Annotated in this window: 19 protein-coding genes and 7 tRNA genes; 5 read left to right on the top strand and 21 right to left on the bottom strand. The window is 64.2% G+C overall.

All coding sequences use genetic code 11. The annotated features are described in order from the left end of the window. Positions 1 to 263: 263 nt before the first annotated feature. The 3 genes from ACO41U_RS03885 to ACO41U_RS03875 are packed head-to-tail and all read left to right on the top strand — an operon-like array spanning position 264 to position 1,426. Complete coding sequence (locus ACO41U_RS03885; protein WP_298778637.1) at positions 264 to 527, top strand: type II toxin-antitoxin system prevent-host-death family antitoxin; 264 nt, start codon at positions 264 to 266, stop codon at positions 525 to 527. Continuing rightward, positions 524 to 823, top strand: coding sequence for a type II toxin-antitoxin system RelE/ParE family toxin (locus ACO41U_RS03880; RefSeq protein WP_298778632.1), 300 nt, complete (start codon positions 524 to 526; stop codon positions 821 to 823). The genes ACO41U_RS03885 and ACO41U_RS03880 overlap by 4 nt, the downstream gene beginning before the upstream one ends. Before the next feature lie 36 nt (positions 824 to 859). After that, entirely contained in the window at positions 860 to 1,426 is a 567-nt protein-coding gene (locus tag ACO41U_RS03875; protein WP_485941738.1) for a GrpB family protein, read from the top strand. A 121-nt stretch (positions 1,427 to 1,547) separates the two neighbouring features. Here the strand turns inward: ACO41U_RS03875 and ACO41U_RS03870 are convergent, their stop codons facing one another. The 12 genes from ACO41U_RS03870 to ACO41U_RS03815 all read right to left on the bottom strand — a co-directional run bounded on the left by ACO41U_RS03870 (position 1,548) and on the right by ACO41U_RS03815 (position 13,758). Next, complete coding sequence (locus tag ACO41U_RS03870; protein WP_485941736.1) at positions 1,548 to 3,968, bottom strand: DEAD/DEAH box helicase family protein; 2,421 nt, start codon at positions 3,966 to 3,968, stop codon at positions 1,548 to 1,550. A 14-nt stretch (positions 3,969 to 3,982) separates the two neighbouring features. Then, entirely contained in the window at positions 3,983 to 5,911 is a 1,929-nt protein-coding gene (locus tag ACO41U_RS03865; RefSeq protein ID WP_485941734.1) for a site-specific DNA-methyltransferase, read from the bottom strand. 117 nt (positions 5,912 to 6,028) lie between these two features. Beyond that, positions 6,029 to 8,524, bottom strand: coding sequence for an excinuclease ABC subunit UvrA (locus tag ACO41U_RS03860; protein WP_485941732.1), 2,496 nt, complete (start codon positions 8,522 to 8,524; stop codon positions 6,029 to 6,031). A gap of 293 nt (positions 8,525 to 8,817) precedes the next feature. Further along, positions 8,818 to 8,893 (bottom strand) — tRNA-Lys (locus ACO41U_RS03855). 12 nt (positions 8,894 to 8,905) lie between these two features. Then, positions 8,906 to 8,982: transfer RNA gene (locus tag ACO41U_RS03850), tRNA-Arg, on the bottom strand. Positions 8,983 to 8,994: 12 nt separating this feature from the next. Next, positions 8,995 to 9,071 (bottom strand) — tRNA-His (locus tag ACO41U_RS03845). Positions 9,072 to 9,079: 8 nt separating this feature from the next. Continuing rightward, positions 9,080 to 9,156, bottom strand: a tRNA-Arg gene (locus ACO41U_RS03840). Between the two features lie 13 nt (positions 9,157 to 9,169). Further along, a tRNA-Gly gene (locus ACO41U_RS03835) sits at positions 9,170 to 9,246 on the bottom strand. Positions 9,247 to 9,269: 23 nt separating this feature from the next. Then, positions 9,270 to 9,347 (bottom strand) — tRNA-Pro (locus ACO41U_RS03830). Between the two features lie 8 nt (positions 9,348 to 9,355). Next, positions 9,356 to 9,431: transfer RNA gene (locus tag ACO41U_RS03825), tRNA-Ala, on the bottom strand. Positions 9,432 to 9,536: 105 nt separating this feature from the next. Next, on the bottom strand, positions 9,537 to 10,505 hold the full coding sequence (locus ACO41U_RS03820; protein WP_485941730.1) for an ROK family protein: 969 nt from the start codon (positions 10,503 to 10,505) through the stop codon (positions 9,537 to 9,539). Between the two features lie 79 nt (positions 10,506 to 10,584). Beyond that, a complete protein-coding gene (locus ACO41U_RS03815; protein WP_485941728.1) occupies positions 10,585 to 13,758 on the bottom strand; it encodes a DEAD/DEAH box helicase in 3,174 nt (1,057 codons plus the stop codon). Between the two features lie 237 nt (positions 13,759 to 13,995). Between ACO41U_RS03815 and ACO41U_RS03810 the strand changes: the two genes are divergently transcribed. Then, complete coding sequence (locus tag ACO41U_RS03810) at positions 13,996 to 14,850, top strand: NAD(P)-dependent oxidoreductase (RefSeq protein ID WP_485941741.1); 855 nt, start codon at positions 13,996 to 13,998, stop codon at positions 14,848 to 14,850. Between the two features lie 106 nt (positions 14,851 to 14,956). Then, positions 14,957 to 15,247 carry a virulence protein gene (locus tag ACO41U_RS03805; protein ID WP_298780523.1) on the top strand — a complete coding sequence of 97 codons (291 nt, stop codon included), beginning with the start codon at positions 14,957 to 14,959 and terminating at the stop codon, positions 15,245 to 15,247. Positions 15,248 to 15,314: 67 nt separating this feature from the next. On the opposite strand, the gene flgC is transcribed toward ACO41U_RS03805, so the two are convergent. From flgC to ACO41U_RS03760, 9 genes are all read right to left on the bottom strand, one after another. After that, positions 15,315 to 15,734, bottom strand: coding sequence for a flagellar basal body rod protein FlgC (gene flgC / locus ACO41U_RS03800; RefSeq protein WP_298780521.1), 420 nt, complete (start codon positions 15,732 to 15,734; stop codon positions 15,315 to 15,317). Positions 15,735 to 15,751: 17 nt separating this feature from the next. Beyond that, the gene (flgB, locus tag ACO41U_RS03795; RefSeq protein WP_298780519.1) at positions 15,752 to 16,153 is read right to left on the bottom strand and encodes a flagellar basal body rod protein FlgB; all 402 of its coding nucleotides are present in this window, start codon (positions 16,151 to 16,153) and stop codon (positions 15,752 to 15,754) included. 53 nt (positions 16,154 to 16,206) lie between these two features. Beyond that, positions 16,207 to 17,130 carry a GTP-sensing pleiotropic transcriptional regulator CodY gene (gene codY, locus ACO41U_RS03790; protein ID WP_298780517.1) on the bottom strand — a complete coding sequence of 308 codons (924 nt, stop codon included), beginning with the start codon at positions 17,128 to 17,130 and terminating at the stop codon, positions 16,207 to 16,209. Between the two features lie 208 nt (positions 17,131 to 17,338). Then, positions 17,339 to 18,745, bottom strand: coding sequence for an ATP-dependent protease ATPase subunit HslU (gene hslU, locus ACO41U_RS03785; protein ID WP_485941724.1), 1,407 nt, complete (start codon positions 18,743 to 18,745; stop codon positions 17,339 to 17,341). Further along, on the bottom strand, positions 18,742 to 19,284 hold the full coding sequence (hslV, locus tag ACO41U_RS03780; protein ID WP_298780513.1) for an ATP-dependent protease subunit HslV: 543 nt from the start codon (positions 19,282 to 19,284) through the stop codon (positions 18,742 to 18,744). Before hslV ends, hslU begins: the two co-directional genes overlap by 4 nt. Positions 19,285 to 19,339: 55 nt before the next feature. Continuing rightward, positions 19,340 to 20,278, bottom strand: coding sequence for a tyrosine-type recombinase/integrase (locus tag ACO41U_RS03775; RefSeq protein WP_298780510.1), 939 nt, complete (start codon positions 20,276 to 20,278; stop codon positions 19,340 to 19,342). A 216-nt stretch (positions 20,279 to 20,494) separates the two neighbouring features. Then, the gene (locus ACO41U_RS03770) at positions 20,495 to 20,659 is read right to left on the bottom strand and encodes a hypothetical protein (RefSeq protein WP_485941722.1); all 165 of its coding nucleotides are present in this window, start codon (positions 20,657 to 20,659) and stop codon (positions 20,495 to 20,497) included. Positions 20,660 to 20,911: 252 nt separating this feature from the next. Beyond that, a complete protein-coding gene (locus tag ACO41U_RS03765; protein ID WP_485941720.1) occupies positions 20,912 to 22,042 on the bottom strand; it encodes a sensor histidine kinase in 1,131 nt (376 codons plus the stop codon). A gap of 41 nt (positions 22,043 to 22,083) precedes the next feature. Continuing rightward, entirely contained in the window at positions 22,084 to 22,911 is an 828-nt protein-coding gene (locus ACO41U_RS03760; RefSeq protein ID WP_485941718.1) for a M55 family metallopeptidase, read from the bottom strand. Positions 22,912 to 22,992 lie beyond the last annotated feature (81 nt).

The raw sequence follows: 22,992 nt of genomic DNA, 5'->3' as shown, positions 1-22,992 counted from the left end.
CTTTGCGCGGGACTCATCGGCAGCATTTCATGTCGTTAGCTTTTTTACCTGTCGGAATGAGAAAATATCATTCGTTGAAGAGTATTGGGCCAATGATGGGGTGGCACCTGAATGGCGTCAGAAGATGAAAGTAGGGGACCCGATCCGAAAGTGAGCGAAAAAAACAAGTGCCGTATCAGTAAATATTTCACTGGTCAGGCATATTGCCCTTGAACTTTGTACATAATCATGACATAATAATGAGCAAGAGAGGGGGCTAAAACATGCCGCAAATCCGACCGATTACAGACCTGCGCAACACAAACGAGATTTCTGAGCTTTGTCATGCGAGGAAAGAGCCTGTTTTTATCACAAAAAATGGCTATGGTGACCTGGTTGTGTTGAGTATCGAAGCCTACGAGGAATTGATGGAAAACGTAGACACAGACGCAGCGATCCGAGAAGCGGAACAGGAAGTTGCGGAGGGTGGAAAACTTCTTGACGCCCGTGAAGCCTTACCTCCTCTCCGAAGGAAGCACAACTTATGAAATATGCCGTCAAAATATATCCCCGCGCATATCGGGATTTAGACGGTATCTATTCCTATATCGCCAAAAATCTTATGGTACAAGGAACGGCTGAAAATCTGCTTACTAGCTTGGAGGACGCTATTTTCAGTTTGGAGCAGTTTCCGGAAAGGGAGCCTGTCCGCCGTATCGGGGCCTATGCCAATCAGGGCTATCGTCAGTTGTTCGTCAAGAATTATACCATCATTTATCGTGTGCATAAGGAGAAACGAGAGGTACATATCGTAACCGTGCGCTATTCGCGGAGCGAATTTTAAATCAAATTTTGGAAACGGGCGAGCGGAGAGGCAAAAATGGACAGAAATTTGGAGGAAATGAGCCTGAAGGAGCTGTGGCAACTGTTCCCCATCTTCCTCGTCCGGCATCATGAGGGATGGAGCGATTGGTACGTTGAGGAAGAGAGCAACCTCACAGCGCTGCTCCCGCGCGAAACGGTCAAGCGGCTCTCCCACGTCGGGAGCACGGCCGTCCCCGACATCTGGGCAAAAAACATCGTTGACATCCTGCTGGAAGTCGGGAGCGATGACGACCTGAACAACGTCGAAAAGCGGCTCCTTCAAAAGGACTGGCGGTGCATGAGCCGGAGCGCTCACCGGGTTTCGATGAACAAGGGTTACACCCCCAGCGGCTTCGCCCGGAAGGTCTTTCACCTTCACGTCCGACTCTGGGGTGACAACGACGAGCTGTACTTCAGGGATTATCTGCGGGAATTCCCCGCCGTCGCAAAGGCCTACGAGGCGTTGAAGTTATCGCTCTGGAAACGTTTTGAACACGATCGGGACGGCTACACCGAAGCCAAGGGGGACTTCATAAAAAAATACACCAGCCTGGCAAGGCAGCGCTATGGCGCAAGGTACTAAGGAGCGCGGATTGGGCGAGGCACTATCAAACTTGACGTAAACGTGCAGCGGATCGTTTCCCGACACGTCGGAGATATCCCGGCGTGCCTTCGTCCACCGCGATGCGACTCAATCTAAGCCGTCAGGGAGCATCACCCCGCAACGTCCGATCGCCGTCCGCCGCGTCGCAGACAGCGCCTCGTTCGCCTGTCATCGTGGCCTTCTCACCGTTGATCAGAGATGCGGCCCTCAGGATGAAATCCTCCGGGGCGTCCCTGAACTGATCGAAGACGGGCGCCTCGATTCCGGTGAGGACGGCAACGACATCCCGTCTGGTGAGGTCGGTGGCCTCGGCCAGCCTGCCGATCAGGTCGTACTTCACGCTCCGAGCTCCCGCCCCGCCAGAGGCCTCGTAGGCCTCGACCCCCTCCTTCACGAACGAGGTCCCGGAACGCAGGGCCTCCTTCGACGCCATCGTCCCCAGGACGCCGGACTCGACGCGGGCGAGGGCCTTTGAGAGGCGCAGCCCCCCGTTCAGCGCGCGGACCGCCCTCCGGATCAATTCATCGGCCTCGAAGACCACCGAGTGGACCGGCTTCTCGTCGACGCCGGAACACATCATGACGGGTCTCTCTGGTTCAATGGTCGGTTCTGTGCGGCCGTTGCGGGCGTCCTCCGGCTGCAACACACGGACGCCGCAGGTGGCGTCGGGATTCGCGACGACCGCCTCAGCCACGCCCTCAGCTTCATCCGCAAGCTCTGCCTGCAGCCCCCGCGCAAAGCGGTCGTAGCTCTCGCTGGCGATGATCGTGAGCACGTTGACGTCATGGACCTCATCTCCGAGGGCCTCCGCGTCCATGCGCTCCCCGTCCTGGTTGACGCAGAGGCGCAGGCCGCGCCCCACCTCCTGACGCTTACGGACCTCGCTTCCGCTTCGTTTCAGCGTGCAGATCTGAAAGACGTTGGGGTTGTCCCAGCCCTCGCGCAGAGCGGAGTGGGAGAAGATGAAGCGCACCGGCGACCGCCTGGGGTCGAGGTCAAGAAGGCGCTCCTTGTCCCTCATGATTAGGTCGTAGGCGTCGACGTCGTCCGAGGTACGCTCCCGCCTGTCGCTCAGGCTGCCGTTGGTCATACGCCCCCGTCTGTCGACGGAGAAGTATCCGGCGTGGGTGCTGTCCGGCGCAATCGCCTCCAAATACGCCATGTACTCCTCCTCACCCGGACCGCCCCGCGTCGCGGAAACGACGTCCCGATACTCCTCCTCGAACATCCGCGCAAAAAGGCCGTTTTGGGGCCATCCGTCGGTGTCGTACTCCCGGTAGTGCGCGACCTCGTCGATGAAGAAGAGGGACAGCACCTTGATGCCCCTGCGGAACAGCCGCCGCTCCCGCTCGATGTGGGAGAGGATCGTTTCGCGGATCTGGATGCGGCGCAGCCGGTCCTCGTTCAGCCGGCCGACCGCCTCTCCGGCGCAGAGCCTGACGCCGTTCAGGAACTCCACGGAGTTGTCCCGGCCGTCGATGGACTTCACGACGAAGCCGTCCCGGTACTCCTCCAGCCTGCCGGAGCGCTCGTAGAGGTCGTAGCCGACGCCCGCCGTCCTCGTAACCTGCCGAACGCCCGACGTCCCCCTGAAATCGAACTGAACCGTCGCGGTGGGGGCCGCCGCCCTGGAGAGGTTGAGGCCCTGAAGGTAGACGTAGCCCTCCGTCGCGGCGCCCTCTGCTTCCGCGATGCCCTTGACGGCAATTCGCTTCACCAGCCGTTCGTTGTAGGCCTCCATCGCGCCCAGCCGATAGACCAGATTGTAGAGGCTGTCGGGCCGGTGGGTTGCGGAGTAGCGCAGCGTCATCATGGGGTTGAACTGCCTCAGACCCTCTCTGGTCCGCCTGCCCTCGACGGACTGAGGCTCGTCGATGATCACGATCGGATGGGTCCCAGCGATGACCTCGATCGGCCTCCTCGACCGGAACTCGTCAAGCCTCATGTGAATGCGACGCGCGTCCTTCCCCCTCGCATTGAAGGCCTGCGCGTTGATGATCATGACGTCGATGGAGCGATCCGACGCAAACCGGTCGATCTCCGCCATCTGCACGGAGTCGTAGACGAAGTATCGGACCCTCCTCCCGTACTCCTCCGCGAAATGGTCCTGCATGACCTGAAAGGACTTGCAGGCGCCCTCACGGATCGCGACGCTGGGGACGACGACGATGAACTTGCTCCAGCCGTACCGCCCGTTCAGCTCATAGAGGGTCTTGATGTAGGTGTAGGTCTTTCCGGTTCCCGTCTCCATCTCGACCGTGAGGTTGTAGCGCCCCTCCAGCCTCTCGGACGGCTTGATCCGGTTGGCGCTCTGCACCCTCCGCAGGTTCTCCAGGACCCGCGCATCGGTCAGCTCCGGGACGACAGGCAGGTTGCTCCACCCGATGCAGCCCTCCCGCGGCAGCCGCGGCTCTCCCGCACCCCCGTTTGCCGGCGCTCGATACGGCTGCCCGGCGAACACGTCCGCGACCGCCCTGGCCGCGTCCTCCTGGAACTTCTGGCGTCGGAACCGAAGTTTCACCGCACCCCCCTCCCTCAGAGGACCTTGAGCCTCGCGGTCGGCGCCAGCGCCTTGAAGAGCTCCACGGCGTTGATCCTGGACGGGCTGTCCCTGAAGCTCGCGTCGCGGAACACGGCGCGAAGCGGCCTGCGCCTCGCGATCTCCCTGACGACGGAATCCGGCACGTCCTCGGCGAAGCAGGCAATCAGGTCCCCCTCGTTCCACGTGTGGACCCTGCAGCCCTCCACCTCCTCGCTGCGGTGCGGCATGGAGAGCGGAAGCCCCCACTCCAGCAGGCAGCCGAATAGAAGGTCCATGTCCGTGCGATCCGGTTTTACGTTGGACGCGAGCGCAGGGAGCAGGCTCTGGCGATACTCTCCGGCGGCGTAGTAGACGTCCCTCATGTTGCTCTCGTCCAGCCGGAGGACGCGGAACCCGACGTCCGTCTTTCTCGCACCGTCCGGTCCCTTCGCTCCGATTCGCGCGCCGGAACGGCGAATGCGCTCCCTGCCCAGCTCGGCGATGTCCTTGAACCCCATCTTGAACGCGATGGTGTCCGGGGGCGTGCGCTCCGGAATCTGGACCAGGATAAACCTCCTGCGCCCGCCGTCCTCGGCATTCATCCTCATGATGGCGTCCGCCGTGGTCCCGGAGCCGGAGAAGAAGTCCAGGACGAGGGCCTCCTTGTCCTGAGCGCAGACCATCCTTGTCAGCGCCTGAACCAGGGAAAGCGGCTTCGCGTAGTCGAAACATTTCCCAAGGCCCAGCTCCTCCAGCTCCCGGACCGCCGTTTCGTTCGTCCCCACGGCGGCCTCCCGGTTGAGCTCGACCTTCAGGAAGTTGGTCGGCGTCTTGTAGGCGCCCTCCAGCTCCTGCCTTTGAAAGCGGATGGAAAAACGGTCAGACTTGACGACGAAACAGGTCCCGCGCCTGACCTCTGCCTCCAGGGTCGCCTGCTCCCACTTGAACTCCCCGACGAGGCGGACCGCGTTGGCGTTCACGCCGTCCTCCACGCGCAGCTCGTCCAACAGCCGGACCCTGCCCTTCTCGCCGGCAGGGATGAGCCCGTCGCGGAGGAAGGGGAAGCGAATGCTGCCCTGTGGGAACCGGAGCGTCTTTTCGGGATTCCCGGCGTTCAGGAGGGGGGCGTCGCCGCCGTCGAGGGGCGCGCCGAAGTACTTGAGTGCGCTCCGCTTCTTCTCGTATGCCAGCACGTATTCCACGGTCTTTCGGCACTTGCAGGAGAGCGCGGGCGGAGTGCTGGTCCTGGTCCAGAGGAAGGTCGCCGCGTAGTTTCTCTCGCCGAACGCCTCATTGCAGAGCTTCTGCAGGTTACTGACCTCGTTCTCGTCGATCGAGATAAAGATCACCCCGTCGTCGCTCAACAGGTTCCGCGCCAACAAGAGCCGGGGGTACATCATGGAGAGCCAGTCCGAGTGAAACCTTGGGTTGGCGGAGCTGTTTTCCCTGAAGAGGAGGGTCCCATCCTCGCCCTTCGCGCCGCTTCGCTCCAGGTATTCCTCCGTGCTGACGGCGAAGGTGTCGGAGTAGACGAAGCGATCCGACCCCGTGTTGTACGGAGGGTCGATGTAGATCATCTTGACCTTTCCGAAATAGCTCTCCTGCAGGAGCTTCAGCACGTCGAGGTTGTCCCCCTCGATGTAGAGGTTCTCCGTCGCGTCCCAGTCCACGCTGTCCTCCGGGCAGGGGCGGAGCGTCTTTCGGATGGGCCGGTTCGCCTCGGCGATGGCCGCCCTCTTTCCCACCCACGTGAACGCATAGGCCTCGTCCCCCGCGATCGCTTCGTCGGAGAGCTCCTGACGAAGCCGCTCGAAGTCGATCGCCGCCCTGAGCCTGCCGTCCGCGCCCCGCGCCTCCGTCACGCAGCCGGGGAACAGCGCTCCGATCCGTTCTACGTTGCGGGCGATCCCGTCCGCCCATTCCATTTTCATCCTCTCGGCCATTGAAAGCGCCTCCAGACCACTCCAGACCACTCCAGACCACGGCCTCCGTCCCATTTTGCCCTGCCGTGCCGCCGATCGGCATCGCGTTAGAAAAAGTCCCGGACGCCCCTGCCGCGGCTACAAGTACCTTCCGGTCACGCTCCTTGCGTCCTCCCTGATCTCGCGCGGCGTGCCGGTCGCCACGATCGTACCGCCCGCTTCCCCGCCTCCCGGCCCCATGTCGATGACGTGGTCCGCGTTGCGGATCACGTCGAGGTCGTGCTCGATGACGACCACGGTCGCCCCGTTCTTTATGAGCGTCTGAAACACGTTGAGCAGGGTCTGCACGTCCAGTGGGTGCAGCCCGATCGTGGGCTCGTCGAAGACGAACACGGAATCGGCCTGCTCCCTTCCCATCTCGCTCGCCAGTTTCAGCCTCTGGGCTTCGCCGCCGGAAAGGCCCGGCGTATCTTCGCCCAGCCTGAGGTAGCCAAGGCCGAGGCTCTGCAGAACCCGCAGCTTTGACCGGATGGTTTTCATCTCCCTGCAGAACTCAAGCGCGGCGCTCACGTCCATATCCATCAGCTCCGGCAGGGAATGGGAAACGCCAGCACCATTCGTGTGCCTGACCTGGCAGGCCACCTTCGCATACCTCGACCCGCGGCAATCCGGGCATGGAACCTCCACGTCCGGCAGGAACTGCACGTCCAGACTGATGGAGCCGGTCCCATCGCAGACGGGACACCGCAAGCTCCCCGTGTTGTACGAAAAGTCCCCGGATTTGAAGCCGTGCTGCCTTGCATCCTGCGTGTGCGCGTAGACCTTCCGCAGCTCATCGTGGACGTTCGCGTAGGTCGCCACCGTAGAGCGGACGTTGACGCCTATGGGCGTTGCATCGATCAGCTTGACGTGTTCGATGCCCTCAGCCGCCACCTCGACGACGTGCTCCGGCACCTTCCTTCCCTGCGTCACGGCCTCCAGCGCAGGGACGAGGCTCTCCAGCACCATCGTCGTCTTACCGGACCCGGACACGCCCGTCACCACGGTAAGCCGTCCCCTGGGAATGGTCACCTGAAGGGGCTTGACGGTATGGATCGCGGAAGTCACAAGGCGTATCGTCCCTTCGGCAAACGTTCCGTCAGGACGGAGGGGTCGTTCCCGCTCAACCCTCCGCCCCCCCGCAAGGAACGCCCCGATCTGGGAGGCCGCGTCCTTCTCTACGTCCGCGATCGTGCCCTCCGCGATGACCCTGCCGCCCTCAGCGCCCGCCTGCGGCCCCATCTCGATGAGCCAATCGGCCTCCTTCAGGACCTGCATGTCGTGATCGACGAGCAGGACGGAATTGCCATCCGCCACAAGGTCGTGCATGACGGCGTTCAGTCCTGCGATATTGGCCGGATGCAGCCCGATGGACGGCTCGTCCAGCACGTACAACACGCCCGTCGTCCGGTTTCGCACCGCACGGGCAAGCTGCATCCTCTGACGTTCCCCCGTGGAGAGCGTGGACGCCGCACGGTCAAGGGACAAATAGGCGAGCCCCAAATCCATCAGCCGTCGCGCCGCCGTGCGGAAGGACTCGCAGATGCTGTTCGCCATGGGCTGCATTTCTCCTGGAAGGGAGCCTGGCACGGCCTCCACCCACTGAAGGAGCTCCGACAGGGGCATCCTGCACACCACGTCCAAGGACACTCCGCGCAATTTGGGCTGCCGCGCCCTTTCTGACAGTCTGCTGCCGCCACATTCCGGACAGATTTCCTCCTTGAGGAACTTTTCCACACGCTTCATGCCCTTTTCGTCCCTGACCTTAGCGAGCGCGTTCTCCACCGTATAGGTGGCGTTGTAGTACGTGAAATCCATTTCGCCCGCCACGTTGGAGTTCTTTGCCTTGTACAGGATGTGCCGCTTCTCGGCGGGGCCGTGATAGACGAGGTCCTTCTCCTGATCCGAGAGATCTTGAAACGGCACGTTCGTGCGCACTCCCATGGCCCGGCAGACGTCGGTCATGAGGGACCACATCAGGCTGTTCCAAGGGGCAACGGCCCCCTCGTCGATGGTGAGGGATTCATCCGGCACAAGCGTTGCCTCGTCCACCGTCCGAACCATGCCCGTACCTCCGCAGCGCTCGCAGGCCCCCTGACTGTTAAAGGAAAGCTCCTCGGCCGACGGCGCCTGAACCCGCGCGCCACAGACGGGGCAAACCAGCTCCTGCTCCGCCGCGACCGCAAGCGTGGGCTCCTGCACGTGTCCATTGGGACAGACGTGGTTCGCCAGCCTCGAATACATCAGCCGGACGCTGTTCAGGAGCTCCGTCCCCGTTCCAAAGGTGGAACGAATGCCCGGCACGCCCGGCCTCTGGTGCAGCGCAAGGGACGCCGGCACATAGAGCACTTCGTCGACGTCCGCCTTCGCCGCCTGCGTCATGCGCCTGCGCGTGTAGGCGGACAGCGCCTCCAGGTAGCGCCTTGATCCCTCGGCGTACAAGACGCCGAGCGCGAGCGACGACTTGCCGGACCCGGACACGCCCGCGATCCCGACGATTCGGTTCAGCGGTATGTTCACGTCGATATTTTTCAGGTTATGCACCCTGGCGCCTCGGACCTGAATCGCCTTCGGTGCCGCCACTTCGTCATTCATCCTGCGCGTCTCCATTCCCGCCCCGCAATCAGGGAACATGCCGCGTTCCCTAGCAAAAGGCTATGCGTATAGTCTACCTCATCATGCAAGATGGTTGGACGCACCGGTTCGCCGGGGCAAGTGTCCCTCCGACGCACCGCCCGTAATCGTCAATTATTTTTATCACGAACAGATTAAAAAATCAGCGATGGATTGTAGCCCATCAGGGTGGACTTTCATTGAGCGAAGGCAAAAGAAAAACCCGCTTCGCAGCGGGCTTTTTAGACTATTTTGGACGTTCATGAAAAAGGTAATGGTGGACTGTGAGGGACTCGAACCCACGACCCGCTGATTAAGAGTCAGCTGCTCTACCAACTGAGCTAACAGTCCACGTTATCTTAGTGGCGCGCCCGGCAGGATTCGAACCCGCGGCCTACGGATCCGAAGTCCGTCGCTCTATCCAACTGAGCTACGAGCGCACTATTAACTATTGGGGTGAGCGAGGGGACTCGAACCCCCAACCCCCGGGACCACAACCCGGTGCTCTAGCCAATTGAACTACGCTCACCATATCAATGGCGCGCCCGGCAGGATTCGAACCCGCGACCTACGGCTTAGAAGGCCGTTGCTCTATCCAGCTGAGCTACAAGCGCGTTCGTATCTCAATGGAGCGGGAAACGGGATTCGAACCCGCGACCTACGGCTTGGAAGGCCATCGCTCTAGCCAACTGAGCTATTCCCGCGTCGACACACTTTCGGTCTGCGCTGGTCGGGGCGAAAGGATTTGAACCTTCGACCCCCTGCTCCCAAAGCAGGTGCGCTGACCAGACTGCGCCACGCCCCGAAAAATAATGGTGGAGCTGAGGAGATTCGAACTCCCGACCTCTTCCGTGCGAGGGAAGCGCGCTCCCAGCTGCGCTACAGCCCCGTTGCCACAACAGCGTGTATTCTACCCGTATTCCCCGAACTTGTCAATAACTTTTTGCGAGCTTTTTTCCGGCCTTTCCGTCCCTTCCCCTTCGGTGGCCAGAGCTCACTCCCTATAGGCCACCTTCGCCGCCATCGCCGCGCCCACCAGCCCCGCCTTGTAGCCCAGCGTGCAGGAGACCAGGCGCGTCGCCCGGTCGTCCTCGTAATCGCGGCCGTAGAGCTCCGCCGCAACCTTCCGCCGCAGGGGGACCAGCAGCCGCTCGCCCTGCTTGCCAACGCCTCCGCCAATGCCGACGACCTCCGGCTGAAGGCCGTTGACGAGGTTTGCCACCCCACAGGCCAGGTGATCCGTGTACTCGTCCACCACTCGAATGGCGCCCGGATCCCCGGCCTCGGCGGCGACGAAGGAGGTGTGCCCTCCAACGCGCCCCTCGCGGCGCGCCATCTCCGCCATCGGACCCTTCGGGTCGGCCGCGATGGCCTCGTTCGTCATCGCGATGAGTCCCGTGGCCGAGGCGTAAGCCTCAAAGCACCCCCGGCGGCCGCAGGTGCAGGGGCGTCCCCCGTGGACGATGACCATGTGCCCAAACTCACACGCAGCGGAGTTGTACCCCGCCCATATCCTCCCGTCGATGACGAAGCCCGATCCGACGCCCGTACCCAGCGTAATGATCATGGCACTCGACGCCCCCTTGGCACAGCCCGCCATGACCTCGCCCAACGCTGCGGCGTTGGCGTCGTTCTCCACCCGCGCGGGCAGGCCCAGGGCTTCGGTCAGCATTGGGCCCAGCAGGAAATCGCGCCAGCCCAGGTTGTTGTTGTAGAGCACCGTGCCCTCCTCGGAGCGCACCATCCCCGGACACCCGACGCCCACGGCGCGCACCTTCTCCCACCCCAAGCCGCTGGCCGCGACCACCTGCCTCACGCCCTCAAGGATGTCCTGAAGCACGACCTCCTGGGGCCGCTCCGCCCCCGTCACGATCGCCATCTCGCTGACGATGGAGCCCGATGAGCTCACGACGCCGATCTTGACGCTCGTGCCGCCGACGTCGACGCCGACGTAATACGTCATACCCCTCACCCTCCCTGTTATGAACGTGCAATCATCCTGCGCCGTCGCTCCCGAAACGAAGGACGAACGCGCGGTTCCCTCAGCGCTCCACGCGGCCGGCAGCGCCTGATTCTGTGCCCAACCGACCGCTTTCGCCGGAGCCATGAGCGGCCGGGTTCCCTGTCATCCCCTCCCCGGCGCGCCGCATGGCGCCGACGAGGGCCTCCGCCCCGACGAGGCCTCCTGGGCCGGCCGCCCGGGCGCGCATCACCGTCCAGCCCCGCTCCGACCCAAGGAAAGGGGCCAGGAGCCCCATGTCGCCCGAAACGGTCGTGCCGTCCTGACGGACCGACACCTTCTCCAGGCCAAAGCGGCCTCCAAAGTTGCGCAGGGCCGTCATCGCCGCCAGGAGGCGCACCTCCTTGGGCGGCGTGCCGAAGCGGTCACGGACCTCCTCCATCAGGGCGGCCAGCTCGTCCAGCCCCACCGTCTGGAGCAGCCGGCGATAGATCGTCACGCGCACGTCCTCCTGCGGGATGTAGAACGTGGGGACGGAGCCGCCGTGGTCGAAGCTGAGGTCCGTCATCCTCGTTTCCTCGCCGCGCAGGCGACGAAGCTCCTGCTCCAGCATCCTGTAGAACACGTGAAAGCTGCCGCTTCTGGCGCTTCCGTGCTGGCTGGTTCCGCCGATCTCCCCGCCGCCCCGGATGTCCAGGTCACGCCGGGCGATGGCGTAGCCCGACCCCAGGTCCGTCATGGTGGAGATGGCCTCCAGCCGGTCCGCCGTTTCCCGCGGCAGGACCTCCCGGTCCGGGTAGAAGAAGTAGGCGAAGGCGTTCTCGCCCCGCCGGCCCACGCGCCCGCGCAACTGGTACATCTGCGCCAGCCCCAGCTCCTGAGAGTCGTCCACGATGATGGTGTTGGCCCGCCCCACGTCCAGCCCGCTCTCGATGATGGTCGTCGCCACCAGGACGTCGATCTTGCCGGCGTAAAAGTCCATCATCGTGCGCTCCAGATCGCGCCCCGCCATCTGGCCGTGAGCGATCTGGACGTTCGCCTCAGGGAAGAAGGCCGAGAGCGTGCGGGCCTGCTCCTCCATCCGCGAGATTCGATTCACCACGAAGTAGACCTGTCCGCCGCGGTTCAGCTCGTAGGCCACGGCCTTGCGCACCAGGGGCGCCTGCCAGGGGCCGGCGAAGGTCGTCACGGGCAGACGGTCCTCCGGCGGGGTCGAGAGGACCGAGATGCTGCGCAGCCCCCTCAGGGCCATGGCCAGGGTACGGGGGATGGGCGTGGCGGAGAGGCTCAGGATGTCCACGGCGCCGTAGGCGCGCTTCAGCCCCTCCTTGTGCATGACGCCGAAGCGGTGCTCCTCGTCGATGACCAAAAGCCCCAGGTCCTTGAAGCGCACGCCCTTCTGCAGCAGCTTGTGCGTGCCGATGATGACGTCCACCGCCCCCTCCTCCGCACGGGCCAGCGTCGCGGCGGCCTCCTTCCGCGACACGAAGCGCGAGAGCAGCCCCACGCTGACGGGGAAGCCCGCAAGCCGGGACTGGAAGGTGGCAAAGTGCTGCTGCGCCAGGATCGTGGTCGGCGCCAGGACGCAGACCTGACGGCCCGACGCCACGACGCGGAAGGCGGCGCGCAGGGCCACCTCCGTCTTGCCGAAGCCCACGTCCCCAACCAGCAGGCGGTCCATGGGGAAGCGGCTCGACAGGTCCGCCATGATCTCCGCCGTCGCTCGGAGCTGATCCGCCGTTTCGTTGAAGGGGAAGGCACGGACGAAGTCGTTGTAGAGCTCCTCCGGCGCAGCAAAGGGCTCCCGCCTCTCCAGCTCGCGGCGCGCGTATATCTCGAGGAGCGCCTTCGCCTCCTCCTTGGCGCGCTCCTTGTCCTTCTCCACGCTCTTTCGCCAGCGGGTGCCGCGCAGCGAGTCCAGCTGCGTTTCCTCGTTCTCGTGCTCGGCGAGAGGCGTCAGCTTGTGGGCCTGCAGGACGGGGACGAGCAGGCGCTGATCGTCCGCGAACTCGACGATCAGCGCGTCCGAGGTCACGCCGGCCGTGACCACCTCCCGGATGCCGCGAAAGGCGCCGACGCCGTAGTCCTCGTGAACGACGAGCTGTCCTTCGGAGAGGCGGTCCCGCCACTCCACGGGGGCGCGCCACTCCGAGGTCGCACCGGAGGCGGAGACCCCGGAGAGCTCCCGGTCGGAGATGAAGGCCCGAGCGGACGAGCGGTCCTCAAAGCCCGACGTCAGGGAGGCTTCCCGAAGCTCAAGCCCCTCCCCCAGGACGCTGAAGGGCCCTTTTTCCCGATCCAGGAAGCGGGGGTTCGTCGTGAGCGCCGCAACGCAGCAGCTCTGGGATTCAAGGTCCCGGCACAGGCGCAGGACCGCGTTCAGGTCCCCCTTGAAGGGGGGCAGAGGGCGGACGTCCAGCTCGGCGTCCGCGGCCTCCGCGGAGTCCGTGATCCTGAGGTGCGGCAGCCGGGCCAGCACCTTGATGATCTCCCCCCAATCCTTGACGGCCTTCCCTTCCGTTCCCGTCGACAGCTCCTGCCAGAGCCAGTGAAAGGAGGTCGCCTGGGACTCCAGCCTCTGGGGGTCGAAGAGAAGGACGCGGACGTCATCGGGCAGCATCTCCACAGGGACGCCTTCCGTCGCCGTCGCCATGCCGTGAAGGCTCACCTCCTCCAGATCCGCGGCGCTCTTCTGCGTGGAGGGGTGAAACGCCGTGATGCGATCGAGGTCCTCGTCGAAGAACTCGAAGCGAAGGGGCAGGGCGTGGGCGGGGTCGAAGACGTCCATGATGAAGCCGCGAAGGACGTACTGCCCCGGCGACCACACGAGGTCCGCCCGCTGGTATCCGTTGCGCTCCAGCCAGGCGGCAAGGCGGTCCCTCGCGTAGTCCTCCCCCCTGCGGACGGAGAGCTCCGACTCCCCCAGAAGACAGGGGGCCATCAGCGCGCCGGGCGTGGCGGCCAGCGCCCCGCCCTCCGCCGTCCAGCGGCGAATCGTCTCGCCTCGCTCCAGCAACAGGGGACGGCTGTTGACGGACTCGGAGGTGAGGGGGAGCTCGGACAACAGCATGGCCGGCCGGTCCGGAAACAGGGCGCGGCTGTCCGCAGCCAGCTCCGAGGCCTGCCGCAGGTCCGGAAGCACCGCGAGGGTCCGCCCCGCGGGACACATCCAGGCGCGCGCCGCCCCTCCCGCGCGGTCCAGCACCGCTCCGCCACTTCGCCACAGGGTGCCGGCCTCCTCCAAGCTCCTCAGCACAGGACGTCTTTCCCTCACAGGCAATCCCTCCGCTCCAAAGTTCCGGCCGCTCAGGCGGCCGATGGCTCTAATGTATTTTATCCCGTCCTCCGGCAAAATGCCCGCGGAGTTTGGGCGTTTTGGAGCGCAGCGGCCGTTTGTGCTATGATTCAGAAGGTCCGATCACGGCAGGGGCTGAGGCCGTCGCGCGGGCGGCCTCGCGGATCGCATTCCAAAGGGGGTATCACATTGAGGAAAGTGGGTTTTATCGGCGTGGGCATCATGGGGAAGTCCATGGTGCGCAACCTGATGAAGGCGGGCTTTGAGCTCCGCATCTTCGCGCGGAACAGGGCGAAGGTCGCCGACGTGATCGCGGAGGGCGCTGCCTTCAGCAGCTCCATCGCGGAGTGCGTCAAGGGCTGCAGCGAGGTCATCACGATGGTGGGCTTCCCGCGTGACGTGGAGGAGGTCTACTTCGGGGCCGGAAACGTCCTGGACAGCGCGGATCAGGGCGCCTGCCTCATCGACATGACCACCAGCAGCCCGACGCTGGCCGAACGGCTCTACGCCGAGGGCACGAAGCGCGGCTTCCGGGTGATGGACGCCCCCGTGACCGGCGGCGAGACGGGGGCACGGGACGGGACGCTCTCCATCCTGGCGGGAGGCGACAGGGCGGACTACGAGGCCTGTATGCCCCTGTTCCGCGCCATGGGCGCCAACGTCAACTACCAGGGCAAGGCGGGCTGCGGCCAGCACGCGAAGCTGACGAACCAGATCATGATCGCGGGGACGCTCTCCGGCGTGTGTGAGGCCATCGCCTACGCACGGGCCAAGGGGCTGGACCTCGAAGTGCTGCTGAAGTCCCTGTCCACCGGCGCGGCGGCCAGTAGGCAGTTGGACGCCTGCTGGCCCAAAATCACGGCGAACGACTTCCAGCCGAGTTTCTTCCTCAAGCACTTCCTGAAGGACCTGACGCTGGCCTCGGAGGAGGCGGCGCAGAGCCGCCTGCACCTGGAGGTCCTGGCTCAGGTGACGGAGGACTACGGAGAGCTGGCCCGCGACGGGTTCGGGGACATGGGGACCCAGGCGCTGATCAAGCACTACGAACGGTAGCGCCGAGCGGTCGGGATGAGGTTCGGCCATCGAGTCCACGATCGTTCGTGATACAATGACCTTGGAGAGGCTGCTGCAACATTGAAACTCCGAAGGAGGGGCGAGCGTGTACGCGATTGCGTTTGACCTGAAGATTGCGGAACTCAAGAAGAATTATGGGGAGCCCTACAACGGGGCCTATCAGGAGATCAACGAAGAACTTAAGAAAGCGGGCTTTGAGTGGACGCAGGGGAGCGTCTATCTCTCCATGAAGGACGAGGATAACCTTACCGCCGTGTATAAGGCGATCAACGCGCTTTCAAGGATTGAGTGGTTCAAAAATTCCGTGCGCGACATCCGGGCTTTTAAGGTCGAGGACTGGTCGGACTTTACCGACGTCGTCAAGGGACTGGATTAGGGTCTGGAGATCACGTGAGCCCCGACTTCCGTCGGGACTCACCGGTTTTGCAGGGTTCGGGCAGGGTCTAAGCCCTCATGACCTCCAAGGCGCCGTTCCACATCTCGCGCGCCGTGGTGACGACGGAGAGGTTCGCCTCGTAGGCACGGCTGGCCACCAGCATGTCCGTCATCTCCCGCACCAGGTTGACGTTGGGATAGGCCACGTAGCCGTCCTTGTCCGCATCCGGATGGTCCGGCTGATAGGTCATCCGCGGGGCCGTCTGGTCCTCGGTGATGGCCGTGACGCGCACGCCGCCGATGTCGCGGTAGCCGCCGATGGTCTTGTCGAGCATCTCCGCGAAGACGGGCACGCGCCGCTTGTAGGGCCCGCCGCTCAGCGTTCGGGTCGTGTTGATGTTCGCCAGGTTGGAGGAGATCGTGTCCATCCACAGGCGATGGGCCGTCAGGGCACTGCCCGCGACCTCCATGCTGTCAAAGATTTTCATGACAGGAACGCCTCCCTCTAACGGCCCGCGATGACGGACTTCAAAAGCGCCGTCTTGCCCGCGGCGACGCGCATCATCGCCCCGTACATCATGCGGGTTTCCGACAGCACGGCCATCTCGCGCTCCGGGTCCACGTTGTTCCCGTCCAGGCGGTAGATCTCGTCCGAAACCTTGATCTCGGAGGCCCTGACGTCCGCCATGCGCAGGGGATGAGAGGGGATGTGTCCCGCATCCGTCACCGTCATGTGCAGCTTTCTGCCCTTCTCCATGACCTCGCGCATCTGGTCCTCAAAGGAAACGTTCCGGCGGGCGTAGCCCGGCGTGTTGGCGTTCGCCACGTTTCTCGACACCGCCTTGAAGCGCTCGGCAAGGCACTCCGTCTCCTTCTCCACGACGCTCCAGGTGTAATCTCCCAGCACGGCCCTCACCCCTTTCTTCGCTATTATACACCACGAAGCGTTCCGCGGCCCCTTCAGTACAACACGCGGGGGGTGGTGGCCACGCCCAGCTCCTCCACGAAGAGCGGGCTCAGCACCTTGATGTAGGTGCCCTTCATCCCCAGGCTGCGGCTCTCGATGAGCCCCGCGCTCTCCAGCTTGCGAAGCGCATTGACGATGACGCTGCGCGTCACCCCCACGCGGTCCGCCACCTTGCTCGCGATGGCGACCCCTTCGAGCCCGTCGATCTCCGCCAGGATGTGCTTCATGGAGGCCACTTCGGAGTAGGAGAGGGCTCGCATCGCCATCTGCACGGCAATGCGGTCGCGGGAGCGCTCCTCGATCGTCCGGTTGCGCTCGTTCAGGATTTCGATGCCCACCAGCGTGCCCAGGTACTCCGCCAGCAGGAGGTCCCGAAGCAGGAACGGGGCGTGGAAGCGGACCAGCAGCACCGTCCCCAGCCGCTCCGCCGCAGCGCCGATGATGGGTACGTACATCAGGTGCTTCTCCGGCCGCTCGCCCTCGTAGTCGTCGTCGAAGAGGAAGGCGTCCTCGTCATGGACCTCGGAGTCCCTGCACCGGTTCATCCGGACCACGAACTCCTCCGGCATGACGCCGTCCCTCATGCTGTCCGACAGGGCCTTGGACTCGTAGTCCGGAAGCCAGTTGTGCCCCAGCAGCTTGCCGCCCTTGTCCACGATGTAGACGTTTGCCGTGGAAAATTCGGACAGGAGCCGGGACAACCTGTCGTAGTCCAGAAGGTCCCCCTCCCGGCGGTTCTGCAGCGCCCGGCCCACCTGCCGCGTCTTCTCAAGGATGTCCTCCATCGCCTTCGTCACCGCTTCCGAGCAGGGCCCCGCTTCCCACCCGCTATCCGTGACGGAAGCGCTCAGGATATCCAGCGTCCCCTCAGCTTTCGCTTCCTTCGTTCCACGTCGCTTCTCAGTTCTCTTTGCCATCAATAGAATTCCTCCTGGGGATGACCGGCGGAGGAACCGCACGGCCATCCACTGCGTCAAGATTTAGAAACGGGGCCAACGCGACACGCGATGCCGCACGCTGTGATTCGCCCGTCTGCTGTCCTGTTGCTACAGTATAACAATAATTTCACGACAATTCAACACAATAGAGAGGGCGCTAACCCAAATTCGCTGCCAGACCGGCAGGTCACAGAAGATAACGTCGTATGTCACGGTCCTCCACGAGGGAGGCGAGGCGCTCGCGCACGAGGTCCGCGGTGATCTCGATTCGTTCGACGCTCCGGTCGCAGACGCTGAAGCTGATCTCCTCCAGCAACTGCTCCATCATCGTGTGCAGCCGCCTGGCCCCGATGTCCTCCATCTCGGCGTTCATCTTGCTGGAGAGCTTGGCGATCTCCGCCGTCGCCTCCTCCGTGAAGACCAGCTCCGTGCCCTCCGTCGAGATGAGGGCCGTGTACTGGCGGATGAGGCTGTTCTCCGGCTCCGTCAGGATCTGCTGCAGGTTCTCCCAGCTCAGGGGCTCCAGCTCCACGCGGATGGGGAACCGCCCCTGCAGCTCCGGGATGAGGTCCGACGGCTTCACCCCGCTGAAAGCGCCCGCCGCGATGAAGAGGATGTGGTCCGTCTTGACGGGGCCATAGCGCGTCTGGACGACGCTGCCCTCCACGATGGGCAGGAGGTCGCGCTGCACGCCCTCGCGGCTCACGTCCGGGCCCGTGCTGCCGCCCCGGACTACCACCTTGTCCAGCTCGTCCAGGAACACGATGCCGTCCTCCTGAACGATCTCCAGCGCCTCCCGCGCCAGCGTTTCCTTGTCGATGAGCTTCTCCGCCTCCTCGGACTGGAAGATGCGCAGCGCCTCCTTCACCTTCATGTGGCGCTTCCTGGAGCGCTTCGGCAGGATCCCGCTCAGCATCTCGCTGATGTTGACGCCCATGCTGTCCATGCCCGAAGCCCCCATGATGGGGATCGTCGTCACGGCGTCCGTCACCTCGACGTCCACCTCCCGGTCGTCCAGCCTGCCCGCCCTGAGCATCTCCAGCAGTCGAGTGCGCGTCCTGGCGTTCTCCTCGACCTGTCCCTGCTCCTCCCGCTCCTCCTCCGCAGCCTCCTCATTGGAGGCTCCAAAGGCCTTCATGAGGTCCGGCATAGAGAACTTACGCTCCTTTTTGGGGAGCATCGCGTCCAGCAGCCTCTGCTCCGCCCGCTCCAGGGCGGGGGCCTGCATCGTTTCGAGCATCCGCCGGCGCACCATGGCGACGCCGAACTCCGTCAGGTCGCGAATGATCGTTTCCACGTCGCGGCCCACGTAGCCCACCTCGGTAAACTTCGTCGCCTCCACCTTGATGAAGGGCGCGTCCGAGAGCGTCGCCAGGCGGCGGGCGATCTCCGTCTTACCCACCCCCGTCGGCCCCACCATCAGGATGTTCTTCGGCATGATCTCGTGCGCCATCTCCGGGGGCAGCGCCCGCCGGCGCAGGCGGTTCCTCAGCGCGATGGCCACGGCCCGCTTGGCCTTGTCCTGTCCCACGATGTAGCGGTTCAGGTACTCGATGATCCGTGAGGGCGTCAGCGCAGAATTCAGCCCGCTCATTCTCCAAGCACCTCCAGGGTCACGACGCTGTCCGTGTAGATGCAGATCTCGGCAGCCAGCTCGATGGCGCGACGCGCAATGCGATCCGGACTCCAGTCCGTGGCCTCCCGCAGCGCCCGGCCTGCCGCCAACGCGTAGCCGGACCCGGACCCAATGGAGGCCACGTCCCCCTCCGGCTCCAGGATGTCCCCCGCCCCGCTCAGGAGCAGCGTCATGCTCCTGTCCGCCGCCAGCATCATGGCCTCGAGCCGGCGCAGCGCCTTGTCCATGCGCCACTCGCGCACCAGCTTCACGGCCCCCTTCATCAGGTCGCCCTTCTCCTGCTCCAGGCAGTTCTCAAAGCGTTCCAAAAGCGTCATGGCGTCCGCCGTGCTGCCGGCGAACCCCGTCAATATCTTTCCTCCCAGCAGTGGACGCACCTTGCGCGCCCCGGACTTGATGATCTGACTCCCAAGCGTCACCTGGCCGTCCCCCGCCATGGCGACCCGCGCTCCATCCCGAACGCAGACAATCGTCGTTCCCGTAAACAGCGTGATCATCCTTTCAGAAAAATGCCAATCCATCATTTCGACACAGGCCACCGGCAGTACGGGCTCATTCCCCGTCCGTGCCGACGTGGGCTCTGGGGTGGGCCGCCGCGTAGCTCTCCTTCATCCATGAGGCGCTGACCGTTAGGTAGATCTGAGTCGTGGCAAGGCTCTCGTGTCCCAAAAACTCCTGGACGAACTTCAGGGACGCCCCACGCTCCAGAAGGTGCGTCGCACAACTGTGGCGCAGGACGTGAGGCGTTACCCCCTCAAGCCCCGCCCGGGCCGCGAGGGCCTTCACGACGCGGTGCACCGTGCGGACCGTGATGGGCTTCAGACCGGTCCGCCTCCTTCGCCCCTCCTTGCCGGGGCTGCCCGCTCCCTCGTGCCCCACGAAGACGAAGGGGCCGAGGGCCTCCGTCCCGCGCAGAGCCGTCAGCGCGCGCTGGGCGCAGCGGCCAAACGGCACGCGCCGCTCCTTGCTGCCCTTGCCCAGGATGATGAGCCAGCGCTCGTCCAGGTCCACGTCCTCCCAACGCAGGCTGGTCAACTCCGAAACGCGAAGCCCACAGCCGTAGAGGACCTCCAGGATCGCCGTGTCCCGCAGCGCCTCCTCCGACGCCCCCGCCTCAGCAAAGAGGCGCTCCACCGCCTCCTCGCTGAGGGCGCGGGGAATGCGCCGGGGCGCGCCGGGGCCCCGCAGGTTTCGGGCCGGGTCTCGCTCCAGGACACCGCGCTCCTTCAGGAAGGCGAAGAAGCTTCGGAGGGACGAGAGCTTTCGCGCCACCGTCGCCTTGGCATACCCCCAGCCGAAGAGCGCCCGCAGGTACGCCCTCAATATCGGCGCCTCCACCAACCGGGCCTCCGACACGCCGCACCCCTCGAGGTACTCCGCAAACTGCTTGAGGTCCGAGGCGTAGTTGACCAGAGTGTGCTCCGATTGCGATCTGTTCTGCACCGACTCCACAAAGACGTCGATCAGATGGTCCATCATCTCTGCAGTCATTTTTAAATAATACCAATTTTTGGGATAATTACAAGGATTTTTCTCAAAATGTTCTCAATCGTAAAACGGGCCGAAACTCACGGTGAGCTTCGGCCCGTTCCTCAGACTTCATCTTTATTCAGCAGGAAAAACCGGGTTAAAGGGCGCCCGCGCCCTGTCGTTCCACGTTAGAAAAAGAAGCGGCCCTCGCCGCTGTGAAGCCTGGGGCCGCGCTCCCTAGGCATAGAGCCGGCGCATCGCGCCGCTGCGATCCTTCAGGTAAAGCGCAATACCCTTCAGCACCCCGTCCTCGCCGCGCACGGCGGGGACCAGAGAGCCGTCCGACGTAAGCCACTGGGGCATCTCATCGGAGTAGACCAGCTTGGTCGTTTCACATCCCATCCTTTCACCTCCCTCCTGAAAAGGAGGACACCACCTCCGCATCAAGTTTTGCATGACCCCGCAGCCAAGCGTTCATGGGGCCAACGCGAGGCCCATAGTACTCCGACCGGCCCAAAATGTCAAACCGGTGGAGCGGAATTACGCGGAAGGGCGGAGGGCAAGGCCATTGCGTATCGATCCGAAGCGTTGAGGGGAGGGCTGAGCCGGCGCTGCTGGGGAGGTGTCGTCAGGGGAGAAGGCAACCCCTCCGCCTCACTCCCCCTCCCCGGTCCTCAGGGGCACCTTGAAGGAGATCGTCGTCCCCTTTCCGATGACGCTGCTCACCGCAAACTCCCCGCCCTGGACCGTAACCCGCTCCTCCATGTTCTGCAGGCCGTAGGAGCCCCGCTCCCGCGCCGCTGCCTTTTCCTTCTCCACGTCGAAGCCCTTGCCGTCGTCGATGATCAGGACCCGGACGATACGCCGGGAGTTGCCGATCGTGACCTTCACGTGAGGGGCGCCGCTCTTCGCGGCGTTGACGACGGCCTGGTGAATGGTCTTGAAGACGTTGCCCCGCTGGAGCAGAGGGACCTCCTCCAGCTTGCCCGTCAGTTTCCACGTCAGCTCCGTGCCCCAGCTTCGCTTCACCTGGTCCGCCAGGCGCTTCAGCGGCACCTCGAACCCCATGTCGATCCCCGTCGGGCTGAGGCCGAACAAAAGGGATCGGACCTCGCTGAGCCCGCCCCGCAACTGGCTCAACGCCAGCTTCAGCTCTCCTGCCGCCTCGGAGTACTCCCCCCGGGACATGAGCTCCTGAGCCATCTCAAGGGTCAGGCCAAGGGCCGAAAAGGACTGGGTGGGCCCATCGTGCAGCTCCTGGGCGAAGGATCGGGCCTCGCGCTCGGCGATCTGAAAGGCCGTGACCAGCGCGCTGTCGTTGACGATCTCCGCCGCCTGGGCCGCAGGCATCGCTTCCGGCAACGCCACCAGGTTCATCACCATCCGCAGGCGCGTCCCCATGCTCTCGCTCTTAGAAACGAGGCGCGACAGGGTGCGCTCCTCCTTCTGCAGCTCGTCCCGTCGCTGCGTCAGGTTGCGGTAACGTTCCTCAAGCAGGGCGTGCAGCTTCATGGACTCCGAGGCCCGGTCGTAGACCTCCTTCTCCTCGGCGATCAGGCCCTGCTTGGAGTAGAGCACCAGCTTCTCCCGAAGGGCCGAATACTCGCGGGAGGCGGTGTCGATCCCCGATGCCAGCTCCTTCAACTCCAGGGACATGGCGTTGATCCGGCTTCGGGCCTTCTCCAGACGGGACGCCTCCTCCTTGCGGATCGAGTTCAGCTCGTCCAGGCTCTGCTGGATGAATTGAAGGATGCGGTCCTCCAGCACCGCTACCTTATCCGACATGACGCCCCTCCATCAGGGACTCCGTTCCCCGACCGCCACGGTCAGTCGCTGCCCAGGCCGATGAGGGCTCCGGCCCAACGCCTCATCTCCACCATGCCATGGCCGCAGACGCGAAGCGTGCGTCCGCCCAGGCGCTCCACGCCCGGAAGGATGGCCCCCCGGTCGCATTGAAGCGTCGTGTGGAAGGTGATGCGCAGGTCGAAGCTGCCGTCCCCGACGTCCATCCGCGGCGCGGTCCCCGCCCGGACCCGTGCCACGGCCTCCACGGCCGCAGCCCGCAGGAGCTTCGCGCTCTCGTCCGGGGTGAGGCACTCCGCCGAGAACCTGCCGTGAGCCTCCTTCACGCAGGCCGTCACCAGACCGTCCCCCAACAGCGCCGAGGCCTCGCTGCAGGCCGCGCGGTCCCCCGTCAGCATCGCCACGGGGATGCCGTAGTGCGCCGCGACGGCGGCGTTAAGACCCGTTTCCCCCACCTCGCGCCCGTTCAACTGGACGGAGTAGACGCGCCGGCCGCTGACCGTGTGGTCCAACACCGCGTTCGGCGTGCCGGCCATGGCGTGATAGGCGACGAAGATCACCGCGTCGGCTTCCCCGCACCCCTCCATCATCCCCAGGACCTTCGGGGTCCCGCTCAGGAGGCGCACCCCCTGGTTCAGGGCGGAAACGTCCAGGTTGATCATCCGGTCGTGGGCGTCGTTCACCAGGACGTCCTCAACTCCGGCCTCCGTCAACCCCTCGATCACCGCGTTGACGTCGTGGAGCTGCATTCTGCAGCCAAATGCATACTCGACGGGCCTCTCGTGGTTCGTCTGATCGACGTGCACCACGCCCGTGGCCCCTTCAAGATCGGCACTGATATAGACCTTCATTTAACCTCATTCCCCCAACACAGCAGAGCGGCCAGGCGCTCGTTCGTTTTATTCCCGCTATTCTACACGAACAGACCGCAT

The organism is Fretibacterium sp. (assembly GCF_057312375.1).
Note: the sequence above shows the minus strand (reverse complement) of the source record. Positions and strands in the feature narration are given on the sequence as shown.

Excerpts from the sequence above, each read along its gene's own strand:
- ACO41U_RS03885 (WP_298778637.1), top strand. The coding sequence starts at position 264 with ATGCCGCAAATCCGACCGATTACAGACCTGCGCAACACAAACGAGATT.
- ACO41U_RS03880 (WP_298778632.1), top strand. The coding sequence starts at position 524 with ATGAAATATGCCGTCAAAATATATCCCCGCGCATATCGGGATTTAGAC.
- ACO41U_RS03875 (WP_485941738.1), top strand. The coding sequence starts at position 860 with ATGGACAGAAATTTGGAGGAAATGAGCCTGAAGGAGCTGTGGCAACTG.
- ACO41U_RS03865 (WP_485941734.1), bottom strand. The coding sequence starts at position 5,911 with ATGGCCGAGAGGATGAAAATGGAATGGGCGGACGGGATCGCCCGCAAC.
- ACO41U_RS03860 (WP_485941732.1), bottom strand. The coding sequence starts at position 8,524 with ATGAATGACGAAGTGGCGGCACCGAAGGCGATTCAGGTCCGAGGCGCC.
- ACO41U_RS03820 (WP_485941730.1), bottom strand. The coding sequence starts at position 10,505 with ATGACGTATTACGTCGGCGTCGACGTCGGCGGCACGAGCGTCAAGATC.
- flgC (WP_298780521.1), bottom strand. The coding sequence starts at position 15,734 with ATGAAAATCTTTGACAGCATGGAGGTCGCGGGCAGTGCCCTGACGGCC.
- codY (WP_298780517.1), bottom strand. The coding sequence starts at position 17,130 with ATGGCAAAGAGAACTGAGAAGCGACGTGGAACGAAGGAAGCGAAAGCT.
- hslU (WP_485941724.1), bottom strand. The coding sequence starts at position 18,745 with ATGAGCGGGCTGAATTCTGCGCTGACGCCCTCACGGATCATCGAGTAC.
- hslV (WP_298780513.1), bottom strand. The coding sequence starts at position 19,284 with ATGATCACGCTGTTTACGGGAACGACGATTGTCTGCGTTCGGGATGGA.
- ACO41U_RS03775 (WP_298780510.1), bottom strand. The coding sequence starts at position 20,278 with ATGACTGCAGAGATGATGGACCATCTGATCGACGTCTTTGTGGAGTCG.
- ACO41U_RS03770 (WP_485941722.1), bottom strand. The coding sequence starts at position 20,659 with ATGGGATGTGAAACGACCAAGCTGGTCTACTCCGATGAGATGCCCCAG.
- ACO41U_RS03765 (WP_485941720.1), bottom strand. The coding sequence starts at position 22,042 with ATGTCGGATAAGGTAGCGGTGCTGGAGGACCGCATCCTTCAATTCATC.
- ACO41U_RS03760 (WP_485941718.1), bottom strand. The coding sequence starts at position 22,911 with ATGAAGGTCTATATCAGTGCCGATCTTGAAGGGGCCACGGGCGTGGTG.